Origin of the sequence: Gluconacetobacter tumulicola (assembly GCF_014174215.1) — a bacterium.
GTDB lineage: Bacteria > Pseudomonadota > Alphaproteobacteria > Acetobacterales > Acetobacteraceae > Gluconacetobacter > Gluconacetobacter tumulicola.
In genome coordinates, this window is the sequence record NZ_JABEQL010000034.1 from 1 (window position 1) to 20,561 (window position 20,561).

21 protein-coding genes, 1 tRNA gene and 1 pseudogene are annotated in these 20,561 nt (G+C 65.0%); 7 read left to right on the forward strand and 16 right to left on the reverse strand.

What is annotated here, in order from left to right; all coding sequences use genetic code 11:
- Positions 1–101, forward strand: a pseudogene (locus HLH29_RS17125) (IS5-like element ISMex42 family transposase); the annotation flags it as partial.
- 393 nt (positions 102–494) lie between these two features.
- Here HLH29_RS17125 and HLH29_RS17130 read toward each other — a convergent pair.
- From HLH29_RS17130 to hisG, 11 genes are all read right to left on the reverse strand, one after another.
- Entirely contained in the window at positions 495–989 is a 495-nt protein-coding gene (locus tag HLH29_RS17130) for a hypothetical protein (protein WP_182968597.1), read from the reverse strand.
- A 75-nt stretch (positions 990–1,064) separates the two neighbouring features.
- On the reverse strand, positions 1,065–1,469 hold the full coding sequence (locus tag HLH29_RS17135) for a hypothetical protein (protein ID WP_182968598.1): 405 nt from the start codon (positions 1,467–1,469) through the stop codon (positions 1,065–1,067).
- 264 nt (positions 1,470–1,733) lie between these two features.
- Positions 1,734–2,978 (reverse strand): hypothetical protein, encoded by a 1,245-nt coding sequence (locus HLH29_RS17140; protein WP_182968599.1) that lies wholly within the window; start codon positions 2,976–2,978, stop codon positions 1,734–1,736.
- 67 nt (positions 2,979–3,045) lie between these two features.
- Positions 3,046–4,110 (reverse strand): site-specific integrase, encoded by a 1,065-nt coding sequence (locus tag HLH29_RS17145; RefSeq protein ID WP_182968600.1) that lies wholly within the window; start codon positions 4,108–4,110, stop codon positions 3,046–3,048.
- Between the two features lie 383 nt (positions 4,111–4,493).
- A tRNA-Phe gene (locus tag HLH29_RS17150) sits at positions 4,494–4,569 on the reverse strand.
- Positions 4,570–4,628: 59 nt separating this feature from the next.
- Entirely contained in the window at positions 4,629–4,856 is a 228-nt protein-coding gene (locus HLH29_RS17155; RefSeq protein WP_182968601.1) for a DNA gyrase inhibitor YacG, read from the reverse strand.
- Positions 4,849–5,964, reverse strand: a complete 1,116-nt coding sequence (locus tag HLH29_RS17160; RefSeq protein WP_182968602.1) for a ribonuclease E/G — start codon at positions 5,962–5,964, stop codon at positions 4,849–4,851. The genes HLH29_RS17155 and HLH29_RS17160 overlap by 8 nt, the downstream gene beginning before the upstream one ends.
- Positions 5,961–6,572, reverse strand: coding sequence for a Maf family protein (locus HLH29_RS17165; RefSeq protein WP_338030282.1), 612 nt, complete (start codon positions 6,570–6,572; stop codon positions 5,961–5,963). The genes HLH29_RS17160 and HLH29_RS17165 overlap by 4 nt, the downstream gene beginning before the upstream one ends.
- 11 nt (positions 6,573–6,583) lie before the next feature.
- Positions 6,584–6,802 (reverse strand): translation initiation factor IF-1, encoded by a 219-nt coding sequence (infA, locus tag HLH29_RS17170; protein WP_003622234.1) that lies wholly within the window; start codon positions 6,800–6,802, stop codon positions 6,584–6,586.
- A gap of 142 nt (positions 6,803–6,944) precedes the next feature.
- Complete coding sequence (gene hisD, locus HLH29_RS17175) at positions 6,945–8,258, reverse strand: histidinol dehydrogenase (protein WP_182968603.1); 1,314 nt, start codon at positions 8,256–8,258, stop codon at positions 6,945–6,947.
- Positions 8,255–8,965 carry an ATP phosphoribosyltransferase gene (gene hisG, locus HLH29_RS17180; RefSeq protein WP_182968604.1) on the reverse strand — a complete coding sequence of 237 codons (711 nt, stop codon included), beginning with the start codon at positions 8,963–8,965 and terminating at the stop codon, positions 8,255–8,257. Before hisG ends, hisD begins: the two co-directional genes overlap by 4 nt.
- 230 nt (positions 8,966–9,195) lie before the next feature.
- On the opposite strand from hisG, the gene HLH29_RS17185 reads away from it, so the two are divergent.
- Genes HLH29_RS17185 through eat form a run of 3 tightly spaced genes read left to right on the forward strand, consistent with a single transcriptional unit; the run spans position 9,196 to position 12,639 of the window.
- Complete coding sequence (locus HLH29_RS17185) at positions 9,196–10,572, forward strand: ethanolamine ammonia-lyase subunit EutB (protein WP_182968605.1); 1,377 nt, start codon at positions 9,196–9,198, stop codon at positions 10,570–10,572.
- On the forward strand, positions 10,565–11,314 hold the full coding sequence (gene eutC, locus HLH29_RS17190; protein WP_182968606.1) for an ethanolamine ammonia-lyase subunit EutC: 750 nt from the start codon (positions 10,565–10,567) through the stop codon (positions 11,312–11,314). The genes HLH29_RS17185 and eutC overlap by 8 nt, the downstream gene beginning before the upstream one ends.
- Positions 11,311–12,639: an ethanolamine permease gene (gene eat, locus HLH29_RS17195; RefSeq protein ID WP_182968607.1), complete on the forward strand. Its 1,329-nt coding sequence runs from the start codon at positions 11,311–11,313 to the stop codon at positions 12,637–12,639. The genes eutC and eat overlap by 4 nt, the downstream gene beginning before the upstream one ends.
- A 123-nt stretch (positions 12,640–12,762) precedes the next feature.
- On the opposite strand, the gene murA is transcribed toward eat, so the two are convergent.
- From murA to HLH29_RS17220, 5 genes are all read right to left on the reverse strand, one after another.
- Positions 12,763–14,025 carry a UDP-N-acetylglucosamine 1-carboxyvinyltransferase gene (gene murA / locus HLH29_RS17200; RefSeq protein WP_182968608.1) on the reverse strand — a complete coding sequence of 421 codons (1,263 nt, stop codon included), beginning with the start codon at positions 14,023–14,025 and terminating at the stop codon, positions 12,763–12,765.
- 10 nt (positions 14,026–14,035) lie between these two features.
- Positions 14,036–14,590 (reverse strand): dCTP deaminase, encoded by a 555-nt coding sequence (dcd, locus tag HLH29_RS17205; RefSeq protein WP_182968609.1) that lies wholly within the window; start codon positions 14,588–14,590, stop codon positions 14,036–14,038.
- 79 nt (positions 14,591–14,669) lie between these two features.
- Complete coding sequence (locus tag HLH29_RS17210; RefSeq protein WP_182968610.1) at positions 14,670–14,867, reverse strand: hypothetical protein; 198 nt, start codon at positions 14,865–14,867, stop codon at positions 14,670–14,672.
- Between the two features lie 25 nt (positions 14,868–14,892).
- Positions 14,893–15,138 (reverse strand): hypothetical protein, encoded by a 246-nt coding sequence (locus HLH29_RS17215; RefSeq protein ID WP_182968611.1) that lies wholly within the window; start codon positions 15,136–15,138, stop codon positions 14,893–14,895.
- Positions 15,128–16,393 carry a glycosyltransferase family 4 protein gene (locus HLH29_RS17220; protein WP_182968612.1) on the reverse strand — a complete coding sequence of 422 codons (1,266 nt, stop codon included), beginning with the start codon at positions 16,391–16,393 and terminating at the stop codon, positions 15,128–15,130. Before HLH29_RS17220 ends, HLH29_RS17215 begins: the two co-directional genes overlap by 11 nt.
- A gap of 381 nt (positions 16,394–16,774) precedes the next feature.
- Here HLH29_RS17220 and HLH29_RS17225 point away from each other — a divergent pair, with 381 nt between their 5' ends.
- The 3 genes from HLH29_RS17225 to infC all read left to right on the forward strand — a co-directional run bounded on the left by HLH29_RS17225 (position 16,775) and on the right by infC (position 20,544).
- Positions 16,775–17,677 carry a glycosyltransferase family 9 protein gene (locus tag HLH29_RS17225; RefSeq protein ID WP_182968613.1) on the forward strand — a complete coding sequence of 301 codons (903 nt, stop codon included), beginning with the start codon at positions 16,775–16,777 and terminating at the stop codon, positions 17,675–17,677.
- 41 nt (positions 17,678–17,718) lie between these two features.
- Positions 17,719–19,662, forward strand: a complete 1,944-nt coding sequence (thrS, locus tag HLH29_RS17230) for a threonine--tRNA ligase (protein WP_182968614.1) — start codon at positions 17,719–17,721, stop codon at positions 19,660–19,662.
- Positions 19,663–20,022: 360 nt separating this feature from the next.
- Positions 20,023–20,544, forward strand: coding sequence for a translation initiation factor IF-3 (infC, locus tag HLH29_RS17235; RefSeq protein ID WP_182968615.1), 522 nt, complete (start codon positions 20,023–20,025; stop codon positions 20,542–20,544).
- Positions 20,545–20,561 lie beyond the last annotated feature (17 nt).

The window sequence follows — 20,561 nt, forward strand, 5'->3', positions numbered from 1 at the left end:
TGAAGGAATGGCGCGCCGTCGCAACCCGATACGAAAAGACCGCCACCTCGTTCCTCGCTATCCTTCACCTCGCAGCCGCCGCAGATTGGATCAAGATCTAACAGACCCTAGGTTTATGCGCGTAGCCAAGCACATGCGAGCGGAGCGAGTATGGGCTTTGGACACATAAATCTAATACGTCACATATCATGAACACCTCACAGATCACATCAGAGGACACCAAAGGCAATAGAACAGAGACAGATACGGGCGAGAGCCCAACGCTCGCACACTCGCGTGGGACTCGACCGCATACGTCGCAGATCTACGAGACGGACACACTCACTGCGTTCGCGTTCCGCTCTTGATCTACTTGTATGCGGCTTTTTCAAATCATATATCTCGGACATGACACGAGAACAGAGATATACAGGAAACATCCAAAGTAAGAGCGAAGCGAGCTAATCAGCCAATAAGAGTGGAGATTAGGTGACGCTGCGTAACACCTTCTGATATCAGCTTGGGTGTTGTAGTTTGATCAGCAGAATCGCATCTGTGGCAACCTCGTCATATAGCATCACGAGGTTTACTGCCGAGATGCCGTCGCGACTTTCGAGTTCTGTGGCAAGATTGAAGAAACCATCATTCCTTTCGTCGAGATAATTTAAGTTCTCCGGAACGATCATGTAGTTCGTTCTATCAACGCCATGATCTTTCATAACCTTATGGTAGTCATACATTTGATCCGTGGTTACATCTGTGAGCCGGAGTTCTTTTTTGAACCTTAACGAATCATTGGCCGTATCTTTGATGGCTTTGAGGAGACTGGCGTATTCGTCCATCTCTTCTTCGGTAGGATTTTTCGTAAGGTGCGAAATCCGCTCCCATTCGAAAAGTATAGAAACCAGTGCTCCTATGAGAACTTTGAAAGTTTCGACAGGGATGATGTTGTTCGCGAAAGCCTTGATAGCTTCATCAAGGCTGTTGTTCACTTCTTGCGTGGAAGTCATGTGTTTTCTCCAAGGTTAAGTGTTCCGACATCGGAACGATATGGGGTGTGGCTGAGCCACACCCCAGGTGTCGTGTTAGTGCTTCTTCTGAACCTGTGCGATCAGAGTGTTGATTGCCATCGGATCGCTCTTTGCGAGTTCGATGAAGTCCTGATAGAACTCGATGACAGCATCGAGGTCGGCGCGCTTCCGAGGCTTCTCTTCGCCGATGAACGGATTAAGAGTCTTGGGGCCATACTTGAGCGTCACCGCGTAGGCTCCATTGCCGTCAGGACCGAAAGTCATGGACGAGTGGTGGACCTCGTCGCCATTAGCTTTACGCGGACGGACAGCGCCGCCCTTGAGCTGCGTTGCGAAGTCGATTTGCTCCTCGCATCGAGCGATGAACTTGTTGACGGCCAAGTTGCTCTTGGCTGCCTTCTTCGGCATCGTGGTGGTGGTGTTGTACTTGGCGCGCAGTTCTTCGAGCGTGATTGCCACGTTATTTCTCCTAATCGGGTTATAGTTGGTTTTTACCAGGCCATCGGTGTTCTGTGCCGTTGACTATTTTGGTTTAGCAGAATCTACGAGCGGCGAAAGACATTCGGCTCAGATAGGCACGTCGTTCAAATGTGGAGAAAAAACGCAATACACATAATTTATGGCTGTAAACGGCAATTTTATAGATATGAAAAAAAGATCTATGATGGCAAATCTATCATAGTTCCTATGGGGCAGAGGGGTCTTTTCAGACCCCGACGAGGATCATATGGCGATGCGTAGAAGCTCTCGTGATCTCTCAAGGCGCCGATATTCAATGCCCGTCAGCTTTTCCAATGCGCTGAGTGTGAGGCCAACATTCTCGGCCACCATATCGACAGAGCCGACGGCATTGATGACCGACATGATGTAGTGGATGCGGATTGATTCGAGATTGCGCGGATTGCCATTGGCATCGATATCAAGTCGGCACTTCTTGATGGCCGCGAGAATCTTCTCGCCTAGGTCGTTAGCGTGCTGGCCGTTTCCATAGCGCCATATATGACTTTGTTCGAGTTTTTGGCCTCGGCTCATCTGCGTGAGCATTAAGAGATGGAGTGACTTCCCAAAGTCCATCAGAGGAATGACGGTTCGAGGCTTCTTGGGGTGGCCTATTCTGATGGTGATGTTTTGCGGGATTTCGTGATCGCTTGGTCTGGTTTCAAAATCCCATCCCAGGATATCATCCCATTTCAGAGCATTACATTCCCGTGGTGTGATACCTGATAGTCGCAGCAGATCGAAATACGCCATGAGCATAAGGTTCGTATAGCGGAGTCTGCTGGGTACGGCAGATGAGTCGCTCTGAGAACTCCGTTCCCATTGGTCGCCAAGATATTTGCCTATCGCCGTAATATCATCATTGGTGAACGCGACGGCCTTCTTCTTCTCGATTTTGGGAGCCGAGGGGAACGCGGGTAGAACCGCTATATAGCGCTCTTTAAGGCAATATTTGAGGAATTTTCTGAGAGTGCTTCTCTCTGTCTTCAGTGTCGCGTCAGACGGAATATCGTGGGATACTCTACGCCTGACAGTTCGATCCCCTCGCTGATACTCCACATACTCGTCGGTCTTGCCAGCGTTCTCGGTCCAGTAGGTCTTTCGCCATTTCACGAAGCCGATGATCATCTTCGTGGTGATCATGTCGGGTGTGAAGAATCGCCAGTACTCCGAGACATATCGGGTCAGCGTGGTTCGCTCAGAAGGTGCGACCTTCTCTTCTCTGATATACTGCTCGACCAGTTGATTGACGGTCTTCGCTTTCGGAGCGGATTCAGATTTGTCGTTCCGCGTTTCCCGTTCCCATACGGCCTCAGCCAGGATCAGAGCTTGCTCTTTGTCGCTGGTCCGAAGAGCGATGCGCTTTTGACCCACACCTTTGATCGAGAAGCTGACGTACCAGTTCTTCGAGTTTGAGGGTGAGTAGATGCTGTAGGGCTTCTTTGATGCCCCTGGGAGCGTCGTAGACAAGCGTTCGGTCCGGTCAGCTACGCAGATGCGTGGAGCAGGGTAAACCGGCTCTACGGGCTTCTGAGGGTTATAGTCGTGTCGTCTCTGGCCTCAGCTTATCCGCGCCATCTTCGGTTGTCACATGGCTATAATGGCGTTCGATGATGCCCACTGATGTGCCGCAGTTACGAGCGAGCAAGTGGATATCAACGCCTGCGACTAACTGGCTCGTGATGTAGTAGTGACGAAAGCTGTATGCGTCGCGTTTGTCGCCTTTGTAATCGAACTTCATCTTTAGCTGTCGGAGGAATACGTCTAGGGGCCGAGAGATGGTCTTGTACTGATTCATGTTGCGATAGACCCACACGAAGTCGTCGGGGGTGGGTTTGCGTTCGCATGTCTTGGTATAGATATCCCAGAGTGTTCGCAGGGTAATCTCGACGGAATCCAGAGGCACCATCACACGATGCTTGGCCTTGCCGTGAACCTGAATCCTGATGTTCCCGATTTCGTTGTTTATCTTCGGAGTGGGATTGAAATGTAGGATATCGCGCCAGCGCAGTCGGAGGCATTCGGTTGGTCTGAGACCACTCCCAGCCATAACGCTTATGTAGGCGTTCAGCACATGGGTATCGTGTATCTCTTGAAGGTACTTGGAATAGTTAGCGTGATACCAACGCTCAGCGTTGGCGACGGCCGCCATGACGATGACATTGATCTCTTGGGGATTGAAGCTCGGCCTCACACTCGTCCGAACACGGTCTTTGGTGAACTTCGGAGCCTTGGCGATATACGAGGCGTTGTCGCAGTAGGTGAGGAACTTCGACAGGATGACTTCGAGGGTGTGGATGGTTGAAGGCTTGGGCTCTTCGTGTTTGACGGGTCGCTTGAGCTTTCGACCGGCTCGCTCATACCAGAGGTAGTCGATCTCTTTCCCTGGACCCTTGGTCCAATAGGTCTTCCGCCATTCCTTGAAGTCGTGGATGATCTTGGCGTTGATCGTCGTCACATCTTTCGGACCCAGATACTCCCGAAAGTAGCGATTGATCACCGAGAGTTCGGGGGCTCGTAGAGTCGTCTTGGCAACCCATTCATCCAAGACATCGTTGACGGTCGTTTTCCGAACCAGAAGACCCGCTTCGGCCTTAGCCATGATCTTTAGGTATAGAGGATATGCGCGTCGAAGAGCTTCGTCTCGATCCGAGGTCTTTAGGGATTGCCGGAACTGCTTCTGTCCCGGAGGCGAGAATCTAACACACCACGAACTGCTGTTGGGCTTCTTGAAGATCGAATAGCCCTCCTGAGTCCGAATCGTAAGGTGCTCGCCACCTTCGGGCTCAGGGGAGTTTTGGTGTGTATAATGCTCGGTCAGGTGTGTTGAAACTGTGCTAGTCGATTTTGGCATGTTCGCTAACCCATTGAAATAACTGTCCTTAGCGCGATGCCCGAAACGGGTGTGCTAAGGTGTGTTAGCGTTATTTTCAACGTGCCAAAAGAGCAACCGCCGAGCTAAGTATTTGATTTTTAAGGAGAAAATGGTGCCCAAGACCGGAATCGAACCAGTGACACTGCGATTTTCAGTCGCATGCTCTACCAACTGAGCTACTTGGGCACCGGGCCGAGACCGGCGCGGGCGGTGCGATCGGGATCGTGCCGCCGTGGGGGTGTGATCTATCCCACCTCGTCATCGGGATCAACCCGTCTCGGATCGTTTTCGTCGAAGTTTTGTCCGCCTTCGCTCTGGTCGGGCACGCGGTAGCTTTCCGAGAACCAGCGGCCGAGGTCCACGTCGCTGCAGTGCTTCGAACAGAAGGGGCGGAACGCCGCCTCGCCCGGCCGCCCGCAGATCGGGCAGGGGGGCAGACGGGCGGGGGTGGCCGGTGCGGTGGGATCAGACATGGTCGAGCGTCCAGCTCAGGGGGGACAAGGACGGGTCCAGCCGCCAGGCCGGCTGGTGGCCCGATAACTGGGCGGTGTCGGCGATGGCGCCTGGATCATGGCCCAACGCCCGGGCCAGATCGGTGCCGACGCGCAGGGCAGGCGCCTGGCCCGGTTGGCCCGTGACCTGGCGCGCCCATTCATCGAGCATCCGCAGCATCTGGCCCGGCGCCTCCGACAGCAGTGCGTGCAGCGGCGGGCGGATGCGCGGGCGCATGATTTCGGCCAGCCCCAGGGCGCTGAAGCCGAGGAAGCGCGGGCGTAGCGGGTCCTGCGCCAGCGCGGCCTCGATCGTCTCGCGCAGGGCCGGGCGCTTGCGGATGGCCAGCCCCGCGACGTCGATCACGATGGCGCCGGAGAGGTTGCGCAGGCGGATCTGGTGCAGCAGGGCCGGCAGGGCGTCGCGGTTGGCGGCGAACTGCGCCGTCTGCTTGGCGCGCCGGTCGCTGCTGGCAGCCCCGCCATCCATGTCGATGGCGACCAGCGCCGGGGTGGGGGTGATGGTGGCCCGCAGCCCCCCCGGCAATGTCACCGATGGTTCGGCCAGCGCCGCACAGGCGGCCTCGGTCTCGGCATCGAAGGCATGGCGTTCGCGCCGCACCCGGCCGCGCAGCCCGGCGGGCAGGCGGGCCGCGAGGGCGGCATCGTCGATCACAATGGGCGCGTCGGGCCAGGCGGCGGCCAGGGCATCCAGCGGCGTCGGGCCGTGCGCCAGCAGGGCTGGCGGCCCGGATGGGCTCTGGCCTTCGGGCAGGACAAGGCCGGTTGCCGTCAGCCGCGCGCCCTTGCCGTCCTGCGGGGCGCGCACGATCCGCACCAGTACCGGGTCGCCCTCGGCCAGCGGGCCGGGCGCCGCCGAGTCGGGCAGGAAGCCGGAGGCCCCGTCGGCCAGGTCGATGAAGGTGCCGCCCATGGCCGTCAGCCGCGCGCCGGCACGGCCGCGATGCAGGTCGCCCACGCCGTCCGGCCAACCCGGCCGCCACAGCGCATAATCGCGCAGGCCGGCGGCATCGGTGACCGCGATGCGGATCTCGCCCGGCGCGCTGGCGGCGAGGATCCGCGCCGTCACGGCAGCCAGGCCCCTTTCTGGCCACGCAGCAATTGCGCGACCTCGAACACAGGCAGGCCGATCACGGCGGAGGGCGAGCCCGACAGGAAGCGGATATGCGCCGCCGCATGGCCCTGCAGCGCATAGCCCCCGGCCTTGCCTTCCCAGTCGCCGGCATCGAGCAGCGCCTCGATCTGCCGTTCCGTCAGTCGCGCGAAGGTGACGGTGCTGACGACCGTGCGCTCGGCGGCCCGGCCCTCGGGCCACGCGGCGGTGGGGCGCACGGCGATGGCGGTCAGGACCGTATGGCGCCGGCCCGACAGCAGGGACAGGCAGCGTCGGGCGGTCTCCCGCTCCTCGGCCTTGGGCAGGATGCGCCGACCCAGCGCGACCACCGTATCGGCGCCCAGCACCAGGGCGGGTTCATCGAGCATGGCGGCGACATGCGCCGCCTTCTCCCGCGCCAGACGCTCGGCGTAGGGGCGGGGCAGTTCGCCGGCGAGGGGCTGTTCGTCGAGATCGGCGGCGACGATCCGCCGGGGCACCAGTCCGATCTGCGCCAGCAGGTCGCGCCGGCGAGGCGAGGCGGAAGCCAGGATCAGCCCTGGTCCCGTGGCACTGTCGGACACAGGCAGGTGCCTTACTTGAAGCGGAACGTGATGCGACCCTTGGAGAGATCGTACGGGGTCATTTCGACGTTCACCCGGTCGCCGGCCAGCACGCGGATGCGGTTCTTGCGCATCTTGCCGCTGGTGTGGGCCAGGATCATGTGCTCGTTATCGAGCTTCACGCGGAACATGGCATTGGGCAGCAGTTCGGTCACCGTACCGCTGAATTCGATCATGTCTTCTTTCGACATTGTATCCTTCGATCATGCTGGTTGGCCGGCATCGGGCCGGAAATAAGGAAGCAGGCATGGCCGCAGGACCGTCCTATTGGGACGGTCCTGCGGCCGGTCGGATGAAATGCAGGCGGATATGTGCGGTCTGTCGGGGCCGCGGTCAAGCTTTGTCCGCGCCCGAGCATTGCGCGTCCAGCCGGGCCGATACGCTCAGGGCATGCGCATCAAGCCCTTCGGCCCGCGCCAGGGCCACCGCCGCCGGGCCGATCCGCAGCAGCGCATCCGGCCCCGCACCGATAAAGGTGGTGCGCTTGAGGAAGTCGAACACCGACAGGCCGGAGGCAAAACGCGCCGTCCGGCTGGTCGGCAGCACATGGTTGGGGCCACCCACATAATCGCCGATCGCCTCGGCGCACTGATAGCCCAGGAACACCGCCCCGGCATGACGCACGCGCGCGAACAGCGCCTCGGGCTCGGCCAGCAGCAGTTCCAGATGCTCGGGCGCGATCTCGTTGATCAGCGCCGCCGCCTCGTCCAGGTCGCGCACGATGATGATGGCGCCATGCGTCGCCCAGCTTGCCCCGGCGATTGCGGCGCGCGGCAGGGTGCGCAGTTCGGCCTCGACCGCCTCTGCCACCCGGTCGGCCAGGGCGGCGTCGGTGGTGATCAGGATCGACTGGGCCAGCGCGTCATGCTCGGCCTGCGCCAGCAGGTCCAGCGCCACGATCCGCGCATCGGCCCCAGCATCGGCCACCACCACGACTTCCGACGGGCCGGCGATGCTGTCGATGCCCACCCGGCCGAAGACCTGGCGCTTGGCCTCGGCCACATAGGCATTGCCGGGGCCGACCACGCGATCCACCGGCTGGATGGTGGCGGTGCCGTAGGCCAGTGCGCCCACGGCCTGCGCCCCGCCGACGCGATAGATCTCGCTGACGCCGGCACGGCGGGCGGCGGCCAGCACCAGCGGGTTCAGCACGCCGTCGGGCGTCGGCACGCACATGGCCAGCCGCTCCACGCCCGCCACGCGCGCCGGCACCGCATTCATCAGCACCGAGGACGGATAGGCCGCCGTGCCGCCGGGCACATACAGCCCCACCGCATCCAGCGGCGTCCAGCGCATGCCCAACTCCACGCCCTCGGCATCCGTATAGCGCAGGTCGGCGGGCAACTGCGCGCGATGGAAGGATTCGATACGCGTGGCGGCCACGTCCAGCGCCTGGAGCAGGTCCGGCGAGACCTGCGCACAGGCGGCCTCGATCTCGGCTTCCGTCACCCGCAGCCGGTCAGGCGTGATCGGCATGCGGTCGAACCGCTCGGTATAGGCGCACAGGGCCGTGTCGCCCTCGGCGCGCACGCGGGCCAGGATCTCGGCCACGGGGGCATCGACGCGGGCGGTATCGCCCTCGCGGTCGGCCAGCAGGCGGGCGAAACTGGCGCGGAAATCGGGCTGGGTGCTGTCGAGGCGTTTCATGCGGGCAGGGTCTCGGCGGTGGCGGGCGCGGACAGCGCCTGGCGGAAGCGCGCGATCAGCGCGCCGATCCGTTCCGGCTGGGTCTTCAGCGCCGTGCGGTTGACGATCAGCCGGCTGGTGACATTGGCGATCGTCTCGGTTTCCTCCAGCCCGTTGGCGCGCAGGGTGGACCCGGTATCGACCAGATCCACGATCAGGTGCGACAGGTCCAGCACCGGGGCCAGTTCCATCGCGCCATGCAGATGCACGATATCGGCATTGATGCCGCGCGCCGCGAAATGGCGGCGAGTGATGGCCGGATATTTAGTGGCCACCCGCACCCGCGACCAGCGGGCGGGATTGTCGCCCTCACCCTGGCCCTTGGGGCGCGCGACCGAGACGCGGCAGGCGCCGATGCGCAGATCCAGCGGCGCATAGATTTCGGGATAGTCGAATTCCATCAGCACGTCGGCGCCGCAGATGCCCAGTTGCGCCCCGCCGAACGCCACGAAGGTCGCGACGTCGAACGAGCGCACCCGCACCACGTCCAGCGTCGGGTCGTCGGTGGGAAAGCGCAGCCGGCGGCTGCCCTCGTCCAGGCAGTCCGAGGCCGGCAGGATACCGGCGCCGGCCAGCAGCGGGGCGGCGGCCTTCAGGATGCGTCCCTTGGGCAGGGCGAGGACCAGCTTCGTGTCCTGAGTCGTCGTTTCCTGAACTGGGGCGGTCATGCGAACTCCGGCTACAAGCGCGCCCCCATTGCGGTGGCGGCAGGGCCGCCAGGGCCGCGTCCAGGCGCCAGGTGCGCTGCGACTTATCACATTCCGCCCTGCGACAGGAAGGGCGCACAGCCGTGACTGGCGGAATCCGGCGCTTGCCGCGTATGCGACCGGCCGCTTACACAGGAACAAGAGGGCGCTCCGCCCTGCCAGACCCGCTCTCTCGACGACGGAACGGCCCCATGGTGTTTCACGCGACCCTCCAGGGCGAACGCTATCGGTTCGACGATCTGCGCACCCTGCTCGCCAAAGCCTCGCCCCTGCGGTCGGGCGACGAGCTGATCGGCGTGGCCGCCGCCGATCCCGTCGAACGGGTGGCGGCGCGGGAGGCGCTGGCCAACGTGCCGCTGCGGGCCTTTCTGAACGAAGCCGTCATTCCCTTCGAACAGTGCGACGTCACGCGTCTGGTCGTGGAACGGCATGATGCCGCGTCCTTCGCGCCGATCGCGCATATGACGGTCGGCCAGTGGCGCGACTGGCTGCTGAGCTACGAGGCCGACGAGGCCGCGCTGGCCGCCATCATGCGGGGCCTGACGCCGGAAATGGTCTCGGCCGTCAGCAAGCTGATGCGCAACCAGGACCTGATCGCGGTCGCCCGCAAGGTCCGCGTCGTCACCGCCTTCCGCAACACGCAGGGGCTGAAGGGGCGGCTGGGGTCGCGCCTTCAGCCCAATCACCCGACCGACGATGCGCGCGGCATCGCGGCTTCGCTGCTGGACGGGCTGCTGCTGGGGGCAGGCGATGCGGTGCTGGGCATCAACCCGGCCACCGATTCCATCGAGACCGGCATGGTGCTGGTGCGCATGCTCGACGAAATCCGCCGGCGCTACGACATCCCGACCCAGAGCTGCGTCCTGACCCACATCACCAACACGCTGGCGATGATCGAACGCGGGGCGCCGGTCGATCTGGTCTTCCAGTCCATCGCCGGCACCCAGCGCGCCAATGAAAGCTTCGGCGTCTCGCTGGCGCTGCTGGACGAGGCACACCAGGCGGCGCGAAGCCTGCGGCGCGGCAGCGTGGGCGAGAATGTGATGTATTTCGAGACCGGGCAGGGGGCGGCGATCTCGGCCGACGCGCATTTCGGGGTCGACCAGCAGACGCTGGAAGTGCGCGCCTACGCGGTGGCGCGAGACTATGCGCCGCTGCTGGTCAACACCGTCGTGGGCTTCATCGGCCCCGAATATCTCTATGACGGCAAGCAGATCATTCGCGCTGGCCTGGAAGATCATTTCTGCGGCAAACTGATGGGCCTGCCGATGGGCTGCGACGTCTGCTACACCAACCATGCAGAAGCCGACCAGGACGACAGCGACGACCTGATGATGCTGCTGGCGGCCGCAGGGGTGAATTTCCTGATCGCCGTTCCGGGAGGGGATGACGTGATGCTGAATTACCAGAGCCTCTCCTACCACGACATCCTGACCGTCCGCTCCGTCTATGACGCCGCTCCCGCCCCCGAATTCGAACGCTGGCTGCAACGGATGGCCCTGCTGGACGGCCAGCGCCGCCTGAATGCCAACGCGCCGCTGGCCCTTCCCGGCTTCATGGATGAGTGAGAGCCGGCCAGATCCCGCCCGCGACCCGTGGAGCGCGCTGCGTGGCCTGACGCATGCCCGCATCGGCCTCGGCCGGGCCGGCGACGCGCTGGCGGGGGCGGATGTGCGTGCCTTGCAGGCCGCGCACGCGGCGGCCCGGCGGGCGGTTCATGCCACGCTCGATCCGGCCCGGCTTTCCCTCGCCGAACCGTTCATCGAAGTGCGCAGCCGCGCGCCCGATCGCGGCGTCTTCGTGCGCCGCCCCGATCTCGGGCGCCGGCTGCGCGCGCAGGACGCGGCGCGCCTGCCGCATGCGCCTTGTGACGTCGTATTCGTCATCGCCGACGGGCTCTCGGCACTGGCGGCGGCGCGCCAGGCGCCCGGCGTGCTGGAGGCCGCGCGTGCGTCCCTGCCGGGCTGGTCCCTCGGCCCTGTCATTGTTGCGCATAATGCGCGGGTCGCGCTGGGGGACGAGATCGGCGCGCGGGTCGGTGCGCGCTGCGTGGTCATGATGATCGGCGAGCGGCCGGGCCTGAGCGCCGCCGACAGTCTCAGCCTCTACCTGACATGGGACCCGAAGATTGGCCGCATGGATTCCGAACGCAACTGTCTCTCCAACATCCATGCCCATGGCGGCATGACGCATGACGAAGCCGCCTTCCGCCTCGCCTGGCTGCTGCGCGGCGCGCGCACGCTGGGGCGCAGCGGCATTGCCCTCAAGGATGACAGCATGACCGCCCAATTGCCGCCCGGCACGCCATGACCACCCAGACCGACGCGCTGCCCCGCCATCTGGGCGTCATCCATCTCTGGTCCATCGCGGTCGGGCTGGTCATCTCGGGCGAGTATTTCGGCTGGAGCTATGGCTGGGCCAGCGCCGGCACGCTCGGTTTTCTGGTCGCGACCCTCGCGGTCGCGCTGATGTACCTGTCGCTGATCTTCTCCTACACCGAACTGACGACCGCCATGCCGCGCGCGGGCGGCCCGTTCGTCTATGTCACCGCCGCGTTCGGGCGGCGGGCGGGGCTGATCGCGGGCATCGCCTCGGTCATGGAATTCGTCTTCGCGCCACCCGCCATCGCGCTGGCGATCGGCGCCTACCTGCATGTGCAATATCCATGGCTGTCGCCGACCATGGCGGCGGCAGGCGCGTTCTGCGCATTCATGGCGCTCAATATCGCCGGCGTGCATCTGGCGGCACGGTTCGAACTGTTCGTGACCGTGGCGGCGATTATCGAGCTCCTGATCTTCATGGCCATCGTCTGGCCCGGCTTTTCGATGGCGCGCTTTACCGATGGCGGCTGGGCCGGCAGCGGACACCTCTCGTTCGCCACCTTCGGCGGCATCGCGCAGTCGGTGCCGTTCGCCATCTGGTTCTTCCTGGCCATCGAAGGCGTGGCGCTGACCGCCGAGGAAGCGCGCGACCCGCACCGCACCCTGCCGCTGGCCTATGTCGCCTCGATCTTCACGCTGGTCGCCCTTGCCCTCGGCGTGATGATACTGGCCGGCGGGGTGGGCGACTGGCGCGCCCTTGCCGACCGCAACGACCCGCTGCCCCAGGCCATGCGCATCGTCGTCGGCCCGCATAGCGGCTACGTCCACATGCTGGTATGGCTCGGCCTGTTCGGGCTCATCGCCTCGCTGCACGGCATCATCATGGGCTATTCGCGGCAGATCTACGCGCTGGCGCGCGACGGCGGCCTGCCGCGCCTGCTCGCACACCGCCACCCCCGGCTCGGCACGCCCTGGGTCGCCACCCTCGCCGGGGGTACGATCGGCATCATCGCCATCCTCTGCGACGATTTCGCCAGCTTCGGCGGCCAGTCGCTGACGGCGTCACTGGTCACGCTGTCGGTGTTCGGTGCGTTGATCGTCTATGTACTGACCATGGCCAGCCTGTTCAGGCTGCGCCGGCGCGACGGCAGTGCGCATCTGGTGTGGAAAGTGCCGGGATTTCCTTACGTCCCCGCCTTTGCGTTGCTCGCGGCATCCGGCGCGCTGGTCCTGATGGGTGTCTTCCATCCGGTCGCGCTGGGGATTGCTGTCTTGTTCGTTGGCGGTGCCATCGCGCTACCGGGCGAGGCCTGATGTTCTTTTTTGCAAAAAAGAACCAAAAAACTCTGATTCGTTCAGGAGCTTTTTGCCGGGGCATGCGACGCCCCTGAACGAACAAAAGTCTTTTTTCTTCTTTTTCTTCAGAAAAAGAAGGCCTTAATCCCGCACCCGCTCGATCTGCGCCCCGCACTGCGCCAGCTTCCGCTCCACGGCTTCATAGCCACGATCCAGATGATAAACCCGGCTCAGGATCGTCTCCCCATGCGCCGCCAGCCCCGCCAGGATCAGCGAGAACGAAGCCCGCAGGTCGGTCGCCATCACCGGCGCGCCCGACAGCGAATGCACGCCGCGAATGATGGCGGATGAGCCATGGACGTTGATGCGCGCGCCCATGCGGTTCAACTCGGGCACATGCATGAAGCGGTTTTCGAAGATGGTCTCGGTCACCATCGACGCCCCTTCGGCGACCGACAGCAGCGCCATGAACTGGGCCTGCATGTCGGTGGGGAAGCCCGGATAGGGTTCGGTCATGATGTCCACGCCGCGCAGCGCTCCGGTGCGGCGCACGCGCAGGGCGTCGTCCTCCTGGAACACCTCCACGCCCGCTTCCTCCAGCGCGCGGACGACCGCACCCAGATGATCGGCCCGGCCGCCGATCAGGCGCAGTTCGCCACCGGTGATGGCGGCGGCGCAGGCATAGGTGCCGCATTCGATCCGGTCGGGCATCACGCTGTGCGTGGTGCCGTGCAGGGCTTCCACGCCCTCGATCGTCAGCGTGCCGGAGCCCGAGCCGGTGATGCGCGCGCCCATGCTGTTGAGGCAGGCGACGAGGTCGGCGATTTCCGGCTCACGCGCCGCGTTGATGATCTCGGTGCGGCCGCGCGCCAGGCAGGACGCCATCAGCAGGTTTTCGGTGGCACCGACCGAGGCGAAGGGCAGGACGATGCGATCACCCACCAGCCCGCGCGGGGCGCGGGCGTTGATATAGCCGCCTTCCAGCGAGATCTCGGCGCCCAGCGCCTCCAGCCCCTTCAGGTGCATGTCCACCGGGCGGGTGCCGATGGCGCAGCCGCCGGGCAGCGAGACGCGGGCCTCGCCGCAGCGGGCCAGCAGCGGGCCCAGCACCAGGATCGAGGCGCGCATCTGCGACACGATGTCGTAGGGTGCCACCGTGTTGGTGATGCTGCCGCCGACGGCCAGCGTGCCGCCATCGCCTTCGATGTCCTCGACCGTCACGCCATGCTGTTCCAGCAGGCGGCGCATGGTCGTGATGTCGGCGATGCGCGGCACGTTGCGCAGCACCAGCCGCTCCGACGTCAGCAGGCCGGCGACCAGCAGCTTCAGCGCCGCGTTCTTGGCGCCGCCGATAACGATGTCGCCGCGCAGCCGGTGGCCGCCGTGAATGATGAAACGGTCCATGGCCTGTGTCCTACATCCGGGGGGTGGCGACGCCGCGCTGGCCCATATATTTACCCGCGCGGTCGGCATAGCTGACCTCGCAGGGGGAAGCGCCCTGGAAGAACAGGAACTGGCAGATGCCTTCATTGGCGTAGATGCGCGCCGGCAGCGGGGTGGTGTTGCTGATCTCGATCGTCACCTGGCCTTCCCATTCGGGCTCCAGCGGCGTGACGTTCACGATGATGCCGCAGCGGGCATAGGTCGACTTGCCCAGGCAGACCACCAGCGTGTCGCGCGGAATGCGGAAATATTCCACCGTATGCGCCAGCGCGAAGCTGTTGGGCGGGATGATGCAGGTCGGCCCCGTGCGGGTGACGAAGCTGTTCGACGCGAAATCCTTGGGGTCGACCAGGGCGTTGTCGACATCGGTGAAGATCTTGAATTCCTCGGCCACCCGCGCGTCATAGCCGTACGATGACAGGCCGTAGGAAATCACGCCGTCGCGCTTCTGCTGTTCCACGAAGGGTTCGATCATCCCGCCCTCCTGGGCCATGCGTCGAATCCAGCTGTCGGGCATAATAGGCATGTACGGTCCCTTGCGTCGCGTGGGGCGAATGTCTTCTCGTATCTGCCCGACCACTAGCGAAGGCCGGGCCCGACCGCAATCAACTCCCGCTGTTTGTCGTCCCGGCGGCGGGGGCGGGCGCCGCCTCGTCGCCGGCAGTGTCGGCACGGGCGCGGGATTGCTGCTTGCGGCGGCGCAGGTTCGCCCGCAGGGCCGCGGCCTCGCGCGCCAGGCGCTCCTGCCGCGCAATCTCGGCCTTCTCGGCCTTGGTCAGGGGAGGGGGGGAGGAATCGGTCATTGAAAATGGTCCGTATTCGGAAAGGTCAGCGGCTGCGGCGTCGGCTGGTCCACAATATGACGAGGGATGCCGCCATCAGCAGCGCGCCGGCGATATCCAGCCCCAGGATCGGCCAGCCCCGGCCCAGCAGCGGCCAGTGCCATTGCGATTGCCCGACTTCCAGCAGGATGCTGGCGCCGAAGCAGAACAGGGCGGCACTCTGGGCCCACGACACCAGGCGCGGCGTGGGGTGCTTGCGCGGCGGGGCGGCGCGGAACGGATCATTCGACATCGGTCTGTAAGGTCGCTTCCTGTAGGGGGGGCGTCTCGTGAAGAGCGTCCCCGGCCGGCTGGGTCCCCTGCCAGGCGAACCAGTCCGCCAGGCTCGAGCCCAGGATCTCATCATAGACCGCCAGCGTCGCCTGCTGCATCGCCCGGGTGGTATAGCGGGCCAGCACATGGGCGCGGGCGGCGGCCCCCAATGTTTCGGCCTCGTCCGGCGTCAGGCGCAGCATGGCGCAGATCGCTGCCGCCAGCGCATCGGGGTCGCCGGGCGGTACCAGCAGGCCTGTCTGTCCGTCCACCACGGTTTCCATCGCCGCGCCATGGGCGGCGACCACGACCGGGCGGCCCATCGCCTGGGCCTCGACCACCACCCGGCCGAACGGTTCGGGCTCCAGCGAAGGCACCACCACCACGTCCGCCATCGCCAGCGCCGCCGGCATGTCGGCACAATGGCCGGCGAAGAACACCCGCCCGCGCAGGGCCGGATAGGCCTGCGCCATCTGTTTCAGGCTGTCGCCGAACCGGTCGCGCCGGCGCGCCGGGCCCACGAAGACGCACACCCAGGGGCGCCCGCAGCCCCCTGCGGCTTCCATCCGCGCCAGGGCTTCCAGCAGCAGCGCCTGGCCCTTCCAGCGCGTGAGCCGGCCCGGCAGCATGATGATCGCGGCATCCTCGGGCAGGCCCCATTGATCGGCCAGCGCCTGGATGCGGGGGCCGCGGACCACGGCCGGGTCGAAGCGCACGGTATCGGCACCGCGCGGAATCACGCGCAGCCGGTCGGGCCCCACCCGGTAGTCGCGGGCCAGGCGCCGCGCGATGAAGGCGCTGATGGCGATCACCCGCCGGCCGGACGCCATGACGGCATTATAGCGCCGCTTGCCCGGAACATTCTCCCGATAGACGCCATGCCATGTGGTCACCAGCGGCACGCCGGTCAGCTGGCAGGCCAGCACCGCCGACCAGCCCGGCGCGCGCGAGCGGGCATGGACCAGATGCACGCCGCGCTCGCGGATCACCTCCGCCAGCCGCCGCGCGTTGAGCAGGATCGAGACCGGGTTCTTGGGCCGCAGGTCCAGCGGCACATGGACACCGCCGGCATAGGCCAGGCGCGGCAGCATTCGGCCGCCGGCACAGGCCGCGAGCGCCACGCCCCCGGCCTGCGCAATGGCCTGGGCCATGTCGACCGTGCCCTGTTCGATCCCGCCGGCATCGAGCGCGGGCAGAACCTGAAGAATGACAGGGCGGGCGACAGGCATGTCCATCCTGCCTCTCTAGCACGAACGGACCGCTCACGCATCGGCCGGGGAAGGCGGCTTTTCCGGAATTATCACGATTACGTGATATGTGATCGTGTAACATCGACACGGGCATCGTCCTTGGGTATAGAGAGGCTCAAGGGGCCGAAGCGCCTCCAAGAAGAGAGAAGAACAAGAAGAATCAAGAAGAGACGGAAACCTTCATGAAGAAGGGCCAGCATTTGCTGTCGTCCCTTTTCCCGGTGCCGCCCCGCCTGTGACCGACCTGTGTCGGCTTCCGGGGGCGGCGCCGGGCTATCCCCTGTTTCCTCCCCCGCTCCCATCCGGTTCGCCCTGCCGCCGCCCGGTGCTGTTTGCATCCCGGACGTTCTGGATTAATCAGGGCACATGACGCGCGTTCTCGTGATCAAGCTTGGGGCGCTGGGCGACCTCGTCCTGGCCTTCGCGCCCTTTGCGGCTATTCGCGCGCGCTATCCCGATGCCGACATCACCCTCCTGACCACGGCTCCGTTCGCGGCGCTGATGGAATCCGCCCCATGGTTCGACCATGTGGTGGTGGATTCGCGTCCTGCCTGGCGGGACCTGCGCGGCCTGCTGCGCCTGCGCCGGCAGATGGCGGGGTTCGACGCGGTGTACGACCTCCAGACCTCCGGCCGCTCCTCGCGCTATTTCCGGCTGGCCGGCCGCCCCCGCTGGTCGGGGATCGCGGCCGGCGCCTGCTGGCCGCACGACAATCCGCAGCGCGACTTCATGCACACCCGGGCCCGCCAGCGCGACCAGTTGCGCCGGGCCGGGATCGATCACGTGCCCGACCCCGATCTGTCCTGGCTGGCCGAAGGCGGCCCGGTGCTGCCCGGCCCCTATGCAATGCTGGTGCCGGGGGCGGCACCCCACCGGCCCGCCAAACGCTGGCCCGCCGAACGGTTCGGTGCCCTGGCCCGCCTGCTGGCGGCGCGTGGGCTGACGCCGGTCGTGGTCGGCACGGCGGGCGAATCCGCCCTGGCCGCCACCATCCGCGCCGCCTGCCCCGAAGCCGTGGACCTGACGGGCCGGACCAGCCTGGTCGAACTGGCGGGGCTGGCCGCACGGGCCGCGCTGGCGGTGGGCAACGATACCGGGCCCATGCACCTGGCCGCCGCCATGGGCTGCCCCAGTACCGTCCTGTTTTCGCGCGACAGCGACCCGGCCCGCACCGCGCCGCAGGGCCGCACGCCCGGCCAGGTGCGGGTGCTGCGCGTTGACGATCTGGCCCTTCTGGGCGTGGATAGGGTTGCGGCCTCGGTCGCCTGACGCCATTACAGGCTCTTCCTGTTTATCGGAGCATCGACATCATGCCTGCCATCACCCTGCCTGACGGATCCGTTCGCCATTTCGACGGGCCGGTGACGGGCACGAGTGTGGCGGCCTCCATCGGGCCCGGCCTGGCCCGCGCCGCCCTGGCGATGGAGGTCGACGGTGCGCAGATGGACCTGTCGCGCGAGATCGCTCATGACGCCTCGGTGCGCTTCATCACCCGCAAGGACGATGCGGCGCTGGAGATGATCCGCCACGACGCCGCCCATGTGCTGGCCGAGGCGGTGCAGTCGCTGTGGCCGGGCACCCAGGTCACGATCGGCCCGTCGATCGAAAACGGCTTCTACTACGATTTCTATCGCAACGAGCCCTTCTCGCCCGAGGATTTCGCGGCCATCGAGGCCCGCATGCGTGAGATCGTGGCGGCCAACGCGCCCTTCGAGCGCGAGGAATGGCCCCGTGACGAGGCGATCCGCTTCTTCGAGGCCAAGGGCGAGCGCTTCAAGGCCGAGCTGATCCGCGACCTGCCGGAGAGCGAGACGATCTCGATCTACCGCCAGGGCGAATGGCTGGATCTGTGCCGTGGTCCGCATATGCGCGGCACCGGCGATATCGGCACCGCCTTCAAGCTGATGAAGGTGGCTGGCGCCTACTGGCGCGGCGACCATCGCAACCCGATGCTGACGCGCATCTACGGCACCGCCTGGCGCGACCAGAAGGAGCTGGACGCCCACCTGCACCGGCTGGAGGAAGCCGAGCGGCGCGACCACCGCCGCATCGGCCGTGAGATGGACCTGTTCCATATCCAGGAAGAGGCCGTGGGCTCGATCTTCTGGCACGCCAAGGGCTGGCGGATCTACACGGCGTTGCAGGATTATATGCGCCGCGCCCAGATTCGTGGCGGGTACGAGGAAGTCCGCACCCCGCAGCTCGTCGACCGCGCGCTGTGGGAGGCCTCGGGCCACTGGGACAAATATCGCGAGCACATGTTCATCGCGACCGTCGAGGACGAGGACAAGACCCTCGCCCTGAAGCCGATGAACTGCCCGTGCCACGTGCAGATCTTCCGCCACGGCCTGCGCTCGTACCGCGAACTGCCGCTGCGCATGGCGGAATTCGGCGCCTGCCATCGCTACGAGCCCTCGGGCGCGCTGCACGGCATCATGCGCGTGCGCTCCTTCACCCAGGACGATGCGCACATCTTCTGCACCGACGACCAGATCGCCGCCGAGACCGCGCGCTTCGTGCACATGCTGGCCGAAGTCTATGCCGATCTGGGCTTCGAGAGCTTCCGCGTGAAGTTCGCCGACCGCCCGGAACAGCGGGCCGGCAGCGACGAGACCTGGGACAAGGCCGAGGGCGCGCTGATCGAGGCGTGCCGCCTGGCCGGCGTGGAATATGAGCATAATCCCGGCGAGGGCGCCTTCTACGGCCCGAAGCTGGAATTCGTGCTGCGCGACGCCATCGGCCGCGACTGGCAGTGCGGCACGTTGCAGGTCGATTACGTCCTGCCCGAACGTCTGGACGCCAGCTATGTGGGCGAGGACAGTGCCCGTCATCGGCCGGTGATGCTGCACCGGGCCATCCTGGGCTCGTTCGAGCGCTTCCTGGGCATCCTGATCGAGCAATATGCGGGCCGGTTCCCGCTGTGGCTGGCGCCGGTCCAGGTGGTGGTGGCTTCGATCGTCACCGACGCCGCGCCCTATGCCGAGCAGGTGGCGGCCGAATTGCGCGCAGCCGGGCTGACGGTCGAGACCGACACGCGCAGCGACAAGATCAACGCCAAGATCCGCGAGCACAGCCTGGCCCGCGTGCCGGTGATCCTGGTCGTGGGCCGCAAGGAAGCCGAGGACGGCACGGTCGCCATGCGCCGCCTGGGCGGCGCGGCGCAGGAGGTCCTGTCGCTGGACGCGGCGGTCGAAAGCCTGGCGCAGGAAGCCCTGCCGCCCGATCTCCGCCGGGTGGCCGCGCCCGCGGCCTAAGCCGGACTTTTCGTCCCGGATGCGGCCCGCCAGGGCCGCATCCAGCGAAAGAGGGAATGGCGGATGCGGGTCGTCTGCTGCCCGCGCATGGCTGAATCGAACGCCCATGCGACGAGAATGCTTGATCTGGATGGCCTCTTTGGGTCAATAACGGCCAGTCCGGAAAGCCATCGCGCCGTTCCGGCCCTATAGCTGGAACAGGTCCCGGGGGTGGATACCGCCCGGGGCGCGCGGGATGCGGTCACGCTTCATCCCGCAGACGCGGACGCGGCAGGCGAACGCGCCGGTCCTGGCGGGCTCGGGCGACAGATGCTCCGGACATGAAGACAAATACAGGAGCCGACCATAGCCAGACCTCCGATGCCCACTCCGCCTAACCGCGAGGGCCCCCGTGTCAATGAGGAAATCCGCGTTCCGCAGGTGCGTCTGATCGACGCGGAGGGCGAGATGCTCGGTGTCATGCCCACGCGTGATGCTCTGGCACGTGCTTATGCCGTTGGCCTCGACCTGCTGGAAATCAGCCCGAACGCCGAACCGCCGGTCGCCAAGATCCTCGACTACGGCAAGTTCAAGTACGAGCAGCAGAAGAAGCGGAACGAGGCCCGCAAGAAGCAGAAGGTCATCGAGATCAAGGAGGTCAAGGTCCGGCCGAACATCGATGAAAACGACTATCAGGTGAAGATGCGCGCCATGAAGTCGTTCATCGACGAGGGCGACAAGGTCAAGGTGACCCTGCGCTTCCGTGGCCGCGAGATGGCTCACCAGGACCTCGGCATCAAGGTGCTGGAACGCATCCGCACCGAGATGGACGAACAGGCGAAGGTCGAGCAGATGCCCAAGCTCGAAAACCGCCAGATGATCATGGTGCTCTCGCCCCGCTGAGCGGGACGATCCCCTGA

What these genes read in the sequence shown, in the direction of transcription:
- HLH29_RS17130 (WP_182968597.1), bottom strand. Translation starts at nt 989, where the DNA reads ATGACTTCCACGCAAGAAGTGAACAACAGCCTTGATGAAGCTATCAAG.
- HLH29_RS17145 (WP_182968600.1), bottom strand. Translation starts at nt 4,110, where the DNA reads ATGGCTAAGGCCGAAGCGGGTCTTCTGGTTCGGAAAACGACCGTCAAC.
- HLH29_RS17155 (WP_182968601.1), bottom strand. Translation starts at nt 4,856, where the DNA reads ATGTCTGATCCCACCGCACCGGCCACCCCCGCCCGTCTGCCCCCCTGC.
- infA (WP_003622234.1), bottom strand. Translation starts at nt 6,802, where the DNA reads ATGTCGAAAGAAGACATGATCGAATTCAGCGGTACGGTGACCGAACTG.
- hisD (WP_182968603.1), bottom strand. Translation starts at nt 8,258, where the DNA reads ATGAAACGCCTCGACAGCACCCAGCCCGATTTCCGCGCCAGTTTCGCC.
- hisG (WP_182968604.1), bottom strand. Translation starts at nt 8,965, where the DNA reads ATGACCGCCCCAGTTCAGGAAACGACGACTCAGGACACGAAGCTGGTC.
- HLH29_RS17185 (WP_182968605.1), top strand. Translation starts at nt 9,196, where the DNA reads ATGGTGTTTCACGCGACCCTCCAGGGCGAACGCTATCGGTTCGACGAT.
- eutC (WP_182968606.1), top strand. Translation starts at nt 10,565, where the DNA reads ATGAGTGAGAGCCGGCCAGATCCCGCCCGCGACCCGTGGAGCGCGCTG.
- eat (WP_182968607.1), top strand. Translation starts at nt 11,311, where the DNA reads ATGACCACCCAGACCGACGCGCTGCCCCGCCATCTGGGCGTCATCCAT.
- murA (WP_182968608.1), bottom strand. Translation starts at nt 14,025, where the DNA reads ATGGACCGTTTCATCATTCACGGCGGCCACCGGCTGCGCGGCGACATC.
- dcd (WP_182968609.1), bottom strand. Translation starts at nt 14,590, where the DNA reads ATGCCTATTATGCCCGACAGCTGGATTCGACGCATGGCCCAGGAGGGC.
- HLH29_RS17210 (WP_182968610.1), bottom strand. Translation starts at nt 14,867, where the DNA reads ATGACCGATTCCTCCCCCCCTCCCCTGACCAAGGCCGAGAAGGCCGAG.
- HLH29_RS17215 (WP_182968611.1), bottom strand. Translation starts at nt 15,138, where the DNA reads ATGTCGAATGATCCGTTCCGCGCCGCCCCGCCGCGCAAGCACCCCACG.
- HLH29_RS17220 (WP_182968612.1), bottom strand. Translation starts at nt 16,393, where the DNA reads ATGGACATGCCTGTCGCCCGCCCTGTCATTCTTCAGGTTCTGCCCGCG.
- HLH29_RS17225 (WP_182968613.1), top strand. Translation starts at nt 16,775, where the DNA reads ATGACGCGCGTTCTCGTGATCAAGCTTGGGGCGCTGGGCGACCTCGTC.
- thrS (WP_182968614.1), top strand. Translation starts at nt 17,719, where the DNA reads ATGCCTGCCATCACCCTGCCTGACGGATCCGTTCGCCATTTCGACGGG.
- infC (WP_182968615.1), top strand. Translation starts at nt 20,023, where the DNA reads ATGCCCACTCCGCCTAACCGCGAGGGCCCCCGTGTCAATGAGGAAATC.